At 52.4% G+C, this 8,877-nt stretch carries 11 protein-coding genes and 1 pseudogene; 1 reads left to right on the top strand and 11 read right to left on the bottom strand.

What is annotated here, in order from left to right; translation table 11 throughout:
• The 11 genes and pseudogenes from F8N00_RS13730 to F8N00_RS13680 all read right to left on the bottom strand — a co-directional run.
• The coding region (locus F8N00_RS13730; RefSeq protein WP_421018401.1) for a TVP38/TMEM64 family protein at window positions 1–375 on the bottom strand (375 nt) is incomplete at its 3' end.
• Entirely contained in the window at window positions 372–1,031 is a 660-nt protein-coding gene (trhA, locus tag F8N00_RS13725) for a PAQR family membrane homeostasis protein TrhA (RefSeq protein WP_041255537.1), read from the bottom strand. The genes F8N00_RS13730 and trhA, both read right to left, overlap by 4 nt.
• A 218-nt stretch (window positions 1,032–1,249) precedes the next feature.
• A pseudogene (hisIE, locus tag F8N00_RS13720) lies at window positions 1,250–1,865 on the bottom strand (bifunctional phosphoribosyl-AMP cyclohydrolase/phosphoribosyl-ATP diphosphatase HisIE).
• Window positions 1,862–2,611, bottom strand: coding sequence for an imidazole glycerol phosphate synthase subunit HisF (gene hisF / locus F8N00_RS13715; RefSeq protein WP_023469183.1), 750 nt, complete (start codon window positions 2,609–2,611; stop codon window positions 1,862–1,864). Before hisF ends, hisIE begins: the two are co-directional and overlap by 4 nt.
• The gene (hisA, locus tag F8N00_RS13710; RefSeq protein ID WP_023469184.1) at window positions 2,605–3,309 is read right to left on the bottom strand and encodes a 1-(5-phosphoribosyl)-5-[(5-phosphoribosylamino)methylideneamino]imidazole-4-carboxamide isomerase; all 705 of its coding nucleotides are present in this window, start codon (window positions 3,307–3,309) and stop codon (window positions 2,605–2,607) included. The genes hisF and hisA overlap by 7 nt, the downstream gene beginning before the upstream one ends.
• Entirely contained in the window at window positions 3,282–3,869 is a 588-nt protein-coding gene (gene hisH, locus F8N00_RS13705) for an imidazole glycerol phosphate synthase subunit HisH (RefSeq protein ID WP_023469185.1), read from the bottom strand. Before hisH ends, hisA begins: the two co-directional genes overlap by 28 nt.
• Window positions 3,866–4,447 carry an imidazoleglycerol-phosphate dehydratase HisB gene (hisB, locus tag F8N00_RS13700; RefSeq protein ID WP_023469186.1) on the bottom strand — a complete coding sequence of 194 codons (582 nt, stop codon included), beginning with the start codon at window positions 4,445–4,447 and terminating at the stop codon, window positions 3,866–3,868. The genes hisH and hisB overlap by 4 nt, the downstream gene beginning before the upstream one ends.
• A complete protein-coding gene (locus F8N00_RS13695; protein ID WP_023469187.1) occupies window positions 4,420–5,391 on the bottom strand; it encodes a pyridoxal phosphate-dependent aminotransferase in 972 nt (323 codons plus the stop codon). Before F8N00_RS13695 ends, hisB begins: the two co-directional genes overlap by 28 nt.
• Window positions 5,391–6,608 carry a histidinol dehydrogenase gene (gene hisD, locus F8N00_RS13690; RefSeq protein ID WP_336449028.1) on the bottom strand — a complete coding sequence of 406 codons (1,218 nt, stop codon included), beginning with the start codon at window positions 6,606–6,608 and terminating at the stop codon, window positions 5,391–5,393. The genes F8N00_RS13695 and hisD overlap by 1 nt, the downstream gene beginning before the upstream one ends.
• Complete coding sequence (hisG, locus tag F8N00_RS13685; RefSeq protein ID WP_023469189.1) at window positions 6,605–7,216, bottom strand: ATP phosphoribosyltransferase; 612 nt, start codon at window positions 7,214–7,216, stop codon at window positions 6,605–6,607. The genes hisD and hisG overlap by 4 nt, the downstream gene beginning before the upstream one ends.
• The gene (locus tag F8N00_RS13680) at window positions 7,217–8,038 is read right to left on the bottom strand and encodes an ATP phosphoribosyltransferase regulatory subunit (RefSeq protein WP_023469190.1); all 822 of its coding nucleotides are present in this window, start codon (window positions 8,036–8,038) and stop codon (window positions 7,217–7,219) included.
• A gap of 122 nt (window positions 8,039–8,160) precedes the next feature.
• Between F8N00_RS13680 and hisJ the strand changes: the two genes are divergently transcribed.
• A partial coding sequence (hisJ, locus tag F8N00_RS13675) for a histidinol-phosphatase HisJ (protein ID WP_421018400.1) occupies window positions 8,161–8,877 on the top strand: 717 nt, incomplete at its 3' end.

The raw sequence follows: 8,877 nt of genomic DNA, 5'->3' as shown, positions 1-8,877 counted from the left end.
GTCGAGTACGTTCAGCTTCCCTTTGCCAATCAATTTCTCAACTCCACGGCGACCGAGCAACCGGGCGATCCAAAAGCTAAGTAATCCACCCGTACCAGCACCAATAACATCAAGTAGTGTCCCGAGCCATGGACCGTACGTGTAACCGCCAAAAATGGTCAACAGACTTGCTGGGAAAAAGACGAGTGGTCGAATCGTGTAAGCGAGTACGTAAAGCAACATCCCGGTCAGACCTTGATCCCGTACCCAATCCGATAATGCTTGAATGTCGAATTGCTCCAGCATTCCCGACATCCGGAAGTACAGGAGCAATCCAAGTCCAAACATAAAATACAGCGTGAGCGGGAGCCAGTCCCGGAGCCGTAATTTCTTCATGACATCGTCGCCGGAGCAACGTAATAGAAAATCGAGAGGAAGATCAGGACACTGCCCGCAAGGACGAACAGATGCCAAATCGCGTGGTTATACGGCAAGCGTGCCCAGACGTAGAAGATGACGCCGAGAGAGTACGCGAGTCCACCACCGAGGAGCAATAAGAATCCTTGTAACCCGAGTGCTTCATAGATCGGCTTGATCGCAAACAGACAACACCAGCCGAGGATCAGATAAGACGCATTCGAGATCCAGACATATTTACCGGTCGAATAAAGCTTCCAGATGATACCGAGCGTCCCGACACCCCAGACAATCCCGAGCAATGTCCAACCGAGCGGACCACGGAGTGTGATCAAGGCGAATGGTGTATAACTACCAGCAATCAAGAGATAGATGCCAGCATGATCTAAAATTTGTAGAACCTTGTTTGCTTTCGTATGCATCAGCGAATGCATCAAGGTCGAGAACAGATAAAGGAGAATCATCGTTGCCCCGAAGATACTGACAGCGGTGACGTTCCAAGCGCTGCCGGATTTCGTCGCCTGCAGGATCAACATCACGAGCGCGACGATACTGAAAATGACACCCAATCCGTGTGTAATGGCACTGGCGACTTCCTCTTTCAAGGAGTCACCTTTCGCGAGTAGCTCTTCGATCGTTTCTTTCGATTGTTGCTTGATCGTTTGCTTAAGTTCTTTTTTGGTAACCAACCGAACACCTACTTTCTAATGACACAAGACTAACACTTTGATTATACGCTCTGAAGCAACAGCGTGCCTATCGAAAGATTCTGTCGATTTGATGACAACCGTCATCTGTTTGTCTTTTCCCGCTTATACAAAAATCCACACCGCCTAGGCGATGTGGATGTCGTTTACCATTGTTCAATATCCGGGCGATCCTTGAACGTCGATTTTGTACCGTGACGTTCGTTAAGGACGGCTTCGACTTCTTTGAATGAGACACCGCGCTCAGCGAGCAAGACCGTTAAGTGATACAACAAGTCTGCTGTCTCTTCTGCTAACGTATCGTTACCAGCGAGAACGACTTCAAATGCCTCTTCGCCGAACTTCTTCGCGATCTTCTCATATCCAGAAGCAATCAAATAGTTCGTATAGGATTCTGCTTCTTTCGCGTCAATCTTCGCTTTGACGGTCTGTTCCAGTTCGTATAACATCGGGCACCTCCACTTCCGTATAGAAACAACTGCGATTTCCGGTATGGCATGTCGGACCATTCGCTTTGACCGTGATCAAAAGACTATCCTGATCACAGTCGATCCACATCCGTTTGAGCTCAAGCGTATTCCCGCTCGTCTCCCCTTTCGTCCAAAGACGATTCTTCGTCCGCGAGAAAAAGGTGACAAGACCGGTCGTAAGCGTCTTATCATAGGCGGCTTGGTCCATGAAGCCGACCATCAAGACATCGTTCGTCTGCTCGTCGACGACGACGGCAGCGACGAGTCCTTTTGAAAAATTCAATGTCGTCATCGGACTTCGACTCCCCGTTCTTTGAGGTAGGCTTTCGTTTCCGGCATCGTGTATGTTGCTTCATGGAAGATCGAAGCAGCTAAGGCTGCGTCAGCTCCTGCTTCCAATCCTTCCGCTAAGTGATCAAGTGTTCCGACTCCACCGGAAGCAATAATCGGCACGTTGACGACTTCACGCAGACGACGGATCAAGGCGAGATCATAGCCGTCTTTTGTGCCGTCAGCGTCCATTGACGTAACGAGTAATTCGCCGGCACCAAGCGCGACAGCTTCCTGTGCCCACTCGATCGCGTCACGTCCGACGGGTTGTGTTCCACCGTGTGAGAAGACACCCCACGAGTCGCCCGTCTGCTTCGCATCGATTGCGACGACCGTCGCTTGGACACCGAACAGGCGGCTGACTTCTTGAATCAGTTGTGGATTTTGAAGCGCTGATGAGTTGAGTGAAACTTTGTCAGCCCCGGCACGAATCAAGCGTTTCGCGTCTTCGATCGTCTTGATTCCGCCACCGACCGTAAACGGCATATAAATGACTTCCGCGACGCGTTCGACGATATCAAGCATCGTCTCGCGCCCTTCTTGCGTTGCTGAGATATCGAGCAGGACGAGTTCGTCCGCCCCTTGCTCGTAATAGTATTTCGCGACGGCGACCGGGTCACCAAGATCACGTAAGTTTTGGAATTTGACCCCTTTGACGACACGTCCTTCCTTGACGTCAAGACAGGGAATGATCCGCTTCATCAACATACGCGTAACACCTCTTTTAAGGCGAGTGATCCGTCGAGTAACGCCCGACCGACGACCGCTCCGTCCATCCCGATTTCTTTGAGGCGCGCGACGTCATCGATTGTCGTCACACCACCGGAAGCAATCAATTCGACCCCTTCCCGTTTTAAACGATCGAGTCCATCAACGTCCGGTCCCATCATCATTCCGTCACGCGAAATGTCTGTATAAAGGAACGTCTTGATGCCTTTACCGATCAGGTGCGTCATCGCTTCTTCGAGCGTCCAACCGCTCGCTTCGAGCCAGCCGCGTGTTTGAACGATACCTTCTTTTGCATCTAACGCAACAGCCAGTTTATCACCAGCGAGAGCAATCATCTGCTCGAGTAATGCTTCGTCTTCTAGGGCGACCGTGCCGACGAGAATCCGGTCGATCCCGGCACCGACGTATGCTTCGACGGTTTCGATGTTACGGACACCACCACCAGCTTCGACGAACAAACCGGTCTCCTTTTTGATGTCGGCGATCAAGCTCAAGTGCAACGGTTCGCCGGCTTTCGCGCCATCAAGATCGATCAAGTGGATCGCTGTCGCACCATCTTCCTTGAAGCGCTTCGCAATCGTCAACGCATCACCGAAGAATGTCTGTTGGTCAAAATCTCCTTGCTTCAGGCGTACGGCCTGTCCGCTCATTAAATCGATTGCTGGGTAGAGTTGCATGTCGTCTCTCTCCATTCCTTCAGTAGTTTCAGTCCGACTTCGCCACTCTTCTCTGGGTGGAACTGCATCCCAGTGACTTGTCCTTTTTGAACGATTGCCGGAACAAGACGTCCGTATTCAACCGCGTCGACGATCCATTCTGGGTCACAAACAGCGCCGTACGAGTGGACGAAATAGACCGCTTCGCCGTGGTTCGTCAGTTGGTGCCAACCCATGTGTGGTAAGCGGACGTCATTCGGTAATTTTTCGATCGTTCCCGGTAAAATCCCGAGACCTTCCGTCAGTCCATCTTCGTCACTCGATTCAAAGAGCAGTTGCATCCCAAGACAAATCCCGAGGAACGGTTTCTTTTCGGCTTGTTCTTTTAAGAAGTCGACGAGTCCCGTTTCCTTCAGGCGCTCCATTGCCGGTGCATAGGCACCGACACCCGGTAAGACGAGTGCTTCTGCTTGGTCAAGCAACTCCGTGTCACTCGTGACGATGACTGCTTCGCCGAGCTCCTTTAACGCCCGCTCGACATTCGCGATATTCCCGACGCCATAATCGACGATTGCTATCATTGATCAATCAACCCTTTCGTAGACGGTACGCCTTCGCTCGTCACGGCAACTGCCTGACGGACGGCCCGACCGAGTGCTTTGAACAACCCTTCGATCATGTGGTGTGTGTTTGAACCATATAAGACTTCGGCATGAATCGTCATCCGGGCACTCCGTGATAAGCCTTGGAAGAACTCTTCTGCGAGTTCCGTATCAAAGTCACCGAGCTTCGGATTCTTGAAACTAGCACGGAAGACGGTGAACGGACGACCGCTGAAATCAAGGACGACCGACGCGAGGGTCTCGTCCATCGGTACACGCGATTCGCCGTAGCGTTCGATCCCGGCTTTATCACCGAGCGCTTCCGTCAATGCTGCCCCGAGAACGATCGCTGTATCTTCGACCGTGTGGTGGGCATCGATCCACGTATCACCTTTTGCAGTTACCTTCAGACCGATCCGGGCCTGGAAGGCGAATAACGTCAACATATGATCAAAGAATCCGACACCCGTCTTGATCTCAACCGGACCTCCTGCGAGATCAATCTCGACCTTGATGTCTGATTCTGCACTTACTCGTTCGCTTGCGCCACGCCGCATCGTAATTCCTCCTCTACACACGTTTCTAATACTTGCATCGCTTCTGGTGATCCACAACTGACACGGAATGCCTGATCAAATAAACGAATCCGTAATCCGGCGTCAGCACAACGCTGCGTAAAGCGTTCGGCTTCTGGATACTCGACGTAGACGAAGTTCGCTGCACTGGGATACGTCTTGCCGATTGGCGCGAGAATCCGTTCGATCGCTTCGCGGCTCGCATACGTTTCTTCTAAGACCCGATCGAGTTCCGGTTCTGCCATGATGGCGATACCGACAGCTGCTGATAGACCAGAGACGTTGTACGGTGATTTAATCTGTTCGATTTCTTCGATGATTTGTTCGCTCGCGATGACAAAACCAAGTCGAAGCGATGCGAGTCCGAACGCTTTCGAGAGCGTCCGTAAGATGATTGCTTTCGGATATTCTTCGAGTAAGTGAAGCATCGACTGTTCGAGCGCGAAGTCGATATAGGCCTCATCGATGACGACGTATTTGCCACTGTCGAGCAAGCGCCGGATGTCCGCTTCCTTGCGGAGGACACCGGACGGATTGTGCGGGTGACTCAAGAAGATGATCTCACCAGGAGCTGCGATCAATCCCTCGACGTCAAGCGCCATTTCGTCGAGTAACGGCACGCGTTCGAACGGTGCCCGTGCCCGGTCAGCGTAAAACTGATACATAACGAAATCCGGTTCTGAGGCGATGACCGGCATCCCGGGTCCGCCGTAGCGGGCACATAAGTAGCCGATCAACTCATCCGAGCCGTTTCCGGCGACGAGTTGCGTCGGACGGACACCAGCGTACGTTGCATACGATGCCTTGACTTGATCGATGATTTCGACAGGATATTCATTTAAAGGGAACGTTGCGATCAATTCCTGGATCGCTTCGATCCCAACTGGACTGTGGGTCGTGAATCGTTCGTTTTGGTGTAATCGCATTAGTCTTCCCTCACTTCGATGGCTTGTGCGTGTGCTTCGAGTCCTTCGACCCGGGCAACGGTTTTCGCTGCGTTCGCGAGACGTTGTACGCCTGCGCGAGTGGCTTCGAGCATCGTCTGGTGACGCAAGAACGTCCGCGCTGATAATCCAGACGCAAAACGGGCTGTCCCGGATGTCGGTAAGACGTGGTTTGTTCCAGCGACGTAATCGCCAAGCGTTTCCGGTGTCTCGTGACCGAGGAAGATCATCCCGGCGTGACGGATCGATTTGACGACCTCTTGCGGATTGGCAACGGCAAGTTCCAAGTGTTCCGCTGCGAGGCGATTCGCTTCTTCGATTGCTGTTTCGAGTGGAGCGACGAAGACGCCACCGTTTTCCATCGCACGACGGGCAATCTCTTGACGCGGCAATTGCTGTAAGCGCCGTTCGATCTCTGCATCCACCGCTTGTTTCATCTCTTCCGTTGGCACGAAGGCGATCGCGACAGCGTCACGGTCGTGTTCGGCTTGCGCAAGTAAGTCGGCTGCGATCCGGTCCGGATGCGCCGTTTCGTCCGCGATGACGACGACTTCCGATGGACCGGCGACCGAGTCGATACCAACGATGCCGTAGACTTGGCGTTTTGCTTCAGCGACGAAGCGGTTCCCAGGTCCGACGATCAAATCGACGGCTTGGATGCTTTCTGTTCCGAATGTCAGCGCAGCGACAGCTTGTGCTCCACCGATCGTATAGATTTCTGTCACACCAGCGATCCGTGCTGCAACGAGGACCTCATCACTTAAGTTCGTCATCGGTGTCACCATGACGACGCGTTCAACCCCAGCAACTTTCGCTGGAATGGCGTTCATCAAGACGGTCGATGGATAACTGGCTGCACCACCTGGAACGTAAATCCCAACCGAATCAACAGGGACGAACCGTTGACGTCGTGTCACGTCTGCTTCGACGAGTTCGATGTCAGACGGAAGTTCCTGCTCGTGCCATTCGACGAGTCGTGTCGCCATCAACTTCAACGAGTCGATCAAATTGGCGTCTGCGTGTTCAAAGGCTTGCGCGATTCGTGTTTCACTGAGGCGGAAATCTTCAAGATCGACCTGATCGAATTGGTTCGTATAATCGCGGACAGCAGCGTCACCGTCTGTTGCGACGCGTTCGAGAATCGCGCGGACCGCGAGCTCCGTGTCGCGATCGATGCTGAAAGGTTTTGTCGGTGTCATGATCGTGTCACTCCTTCTGTCAATTGCTCGAGCAAGCGGATGACTTCAACCCGCTTCCGTTTTAACGTCCATTCGCTCGTAAAGAATCGAGCGCTGATATCGATGATTTTTTCGTATTCGTTTAGTCCGTTTGCCCGTAACGTCTCACCTGTCTCGACGATATCGACGATTGCGTCAGCAAGTCCGAGTAACGGTGCCAACTCGACCGAACCGTTCAACGGTACGATATCAACGTCGACACCGAGTTCGCTGAAGTAGCGTTTCGCGATGACCGGATATTTCGTCGCAATCCGGACGCGGCGTCCACCTTCGAATTGCAAGGGCTCCTTCGCACAGACCGACATTCGGCAGACGCCGAACGGTAATTCCGCCAGTTCCGATAGCTCTTGATCCGATTCGAGTAAGATGTCACTGCCGGTGATCGCGACATCAAGAACACCTTGAGCGACGTACGGAATCAAATCCGATCCTTTCATGAAGACGAATTCGTGCTCGCCCCGTTTGACGATCAGTTCGCGTTCAATGGCTCCCCATGTCTCGACGCCAGCTTCTTTTAGATAACGTTCTGTCGCTTTCGACAGCCGTCCTTTCGTAATTCCGATTCGCATTTAGAGCACCTCCGCCAACCGTTCGACCGAGAATCCGATGCCGAACGCCTGTTGTTCTTGTCCGAATTGTTCATAAAGCCGGTCGTAGCGTCCACCGACGAGGACGGGTTCCGTCACACCTTCGATGAAACCGTGGATCGTGATCCCGTCGTAGTACGTCTGTAAACCCATTTGACCGAAGTCGAGATCGGCATTGACGGCTTCCGCGAGATCAAGCACGGCATTGAGTCGTGACTCGTCGACGTACGGTAGGATCGTCTCCGCCCCTTCACGTCCGAATAATAAAGGAAGTTTTGCAAGTAAGGCATCATCGAGTTGACCCGCGATTCGCTTCAGTTCAATGACGTTACGTAAACGGAGCATCTGTGTCACTTGGTCGCGTAAGTGGTGATCACCGACGCGCGTCTCGATCAAATGCTCGATTAAACCGGCATCACCGATCGAGAGTGTGACTTCTTTTCCCGTCAGTTCCTCGACGAGTCGGACCGCAAGTTGAATTGCTTCGACTTCTGCGATTTGTCCTCGTTCCTCAAATCCAACCTGGAACTTCTCTTCCGGTTGAAAGACCGAGCCACTGTAGAAGACACGTTTATATTGTTCGCGACCCCGTTCGCTAAGTGCACGCGCGACACTAGTCGTAAAATCCATTCGAATCTGTTCCCGTCCACCGATTTCCTCAATTAAGGGGGTGATTAATCGGGTATAGTTAGATTGTTCGAGTCCATCTTCGAGCTGACGGATGACCTGCTGGAGCCGCGTTGCCGAGGCACCAACGTAATCCGTCGCTCCATCCTTGAGTCGAATCGTAGAAAATGATTGCATACTCCCACTCCTTTATCTTATTATCACTGTACCACGCTAAATTATTTAACGATAAGATACCGCGTTTCGGGCACATTGTCAATCGCTTTGCTTGCCAATTCTAAAAAATCGGAGGGTTTATCATGCAATTATTGAAATGGGACGGTCACGTCCACAGTCCATATTGTCCACACGGTACGAAGGATCCACTCGAAGCCTACATCGAGCGTGCCTTAGAGCAAGGCTTAGAACGGATCAGCTTCACGGAACATGCCCCTTTACCTGAAGGTGTGACGGATCCTGCGCCAGATAACGATTCCGGAATGTCGTTCGCGACAGCCGATGCCTACCTGAAGGAATTGACACAACTCCGCGAGACATACAAGAATCAGATCGACATCCGAATCGGGATGGAGTTCGACTACTGGGAAGGGCATGTCGACGGCACGCGTGACATCATCGCTCGCTACGCTGACGTCTTGACCGACGGGATTCTCTCACTGCATTACTTATACATCGATGAGCAATATTATGGCGTCGACTTCAGCAAGGAAAGCTTCGGTGAGATCGTCACGAAACTCGGAAGCGTCACGGCGGTCCACGAACGGTATTATGAAGGCATCCAAGCCCTCGTCATGACAGATCTCGGTGCACACCAGCCGAAGCGACTCGGTCACTTGACGTTACCGACGAAGTTCATCCAAGCCTATCCGCTCGAGTCGAACCCAACGAACCTCGACGACACGTTACGGAAGATCCGACAAGCGAACTTCACACTCGACGTCAACACGGCAGGACTCCGAAAGCCGTTATGTGGTCTTTCCTATCCCTGTCTCTTATACACATCTCCGAGCCCACGA

It is taken from the genome of Exiguobacterium sp. A1_3_1 (genome assembly GCF_048985645.1).
Classification (GTDB): domain Bacteria; phylum Bacillota; class Bacilli; order Exiguobacteriales; family Exiguobacteriaceae; genus Exiguobacterium_A; species Exiguobacterium_A indicum.
The sequence above is the reverse complement of the archived record's forward strand: the minus strand, read 5'-3'. Positions and strand labels throughout refer to the sequence as shown.

Coding starts and splice junctions, on each gene's coding strand:
- hisG (WP_023469189.1), bottom strand. CDS start 7,216: ATGCGAATCGGAATTACGAAAGGACGGCTGTCGAAAGCGACAGAACGT.
- F8N00_RS13680 (WP_023469190.1), bottom strand. CDS start 8,038: ATGCAATCATTTTCTACGATTCGACTCAAGGATGGAGCGACGGATTAC.
- F8N00_RS13695 (WP_023469187.1), bottom strand. CDS start 5,391: ATGCGATTACACCAAAACGAACGATTCACGACCCACAGTCCAGTTGGG.
- hisB (WP_023469186.1), bottom strand. CDS start 4,447: ATGCGGCGTGGCGCAAGCGAACGAGTAAGTGCAGAATCAGACATCAAG.
- hisH (WP_023469185.1), bottom strand. CDS start 3,869: ATGATAGCAATCGTCGATTATGGCGTCGGGAATATCGCGAATGTCGAG.
- hisA (WP_023469184.1), bottom strand. CDS start 3,309: ATGCAACTCTACCCAGCAATCGATTTAATGAGCGGACAGGCCGTACGC.
- hisF (WP_023469183.1), bottom strand. CDS start 2,611: ATGTTGATGAAGCGGATCATTCCCTGTCTTGACGTCAAGGAAGGACGT.
- hisD (WP_336449028.1), bottom strand. CDS start 6,608: ATGACACCGACAAAACCTTTCAGCATCGATCGCGACACGGAGCTCGCG.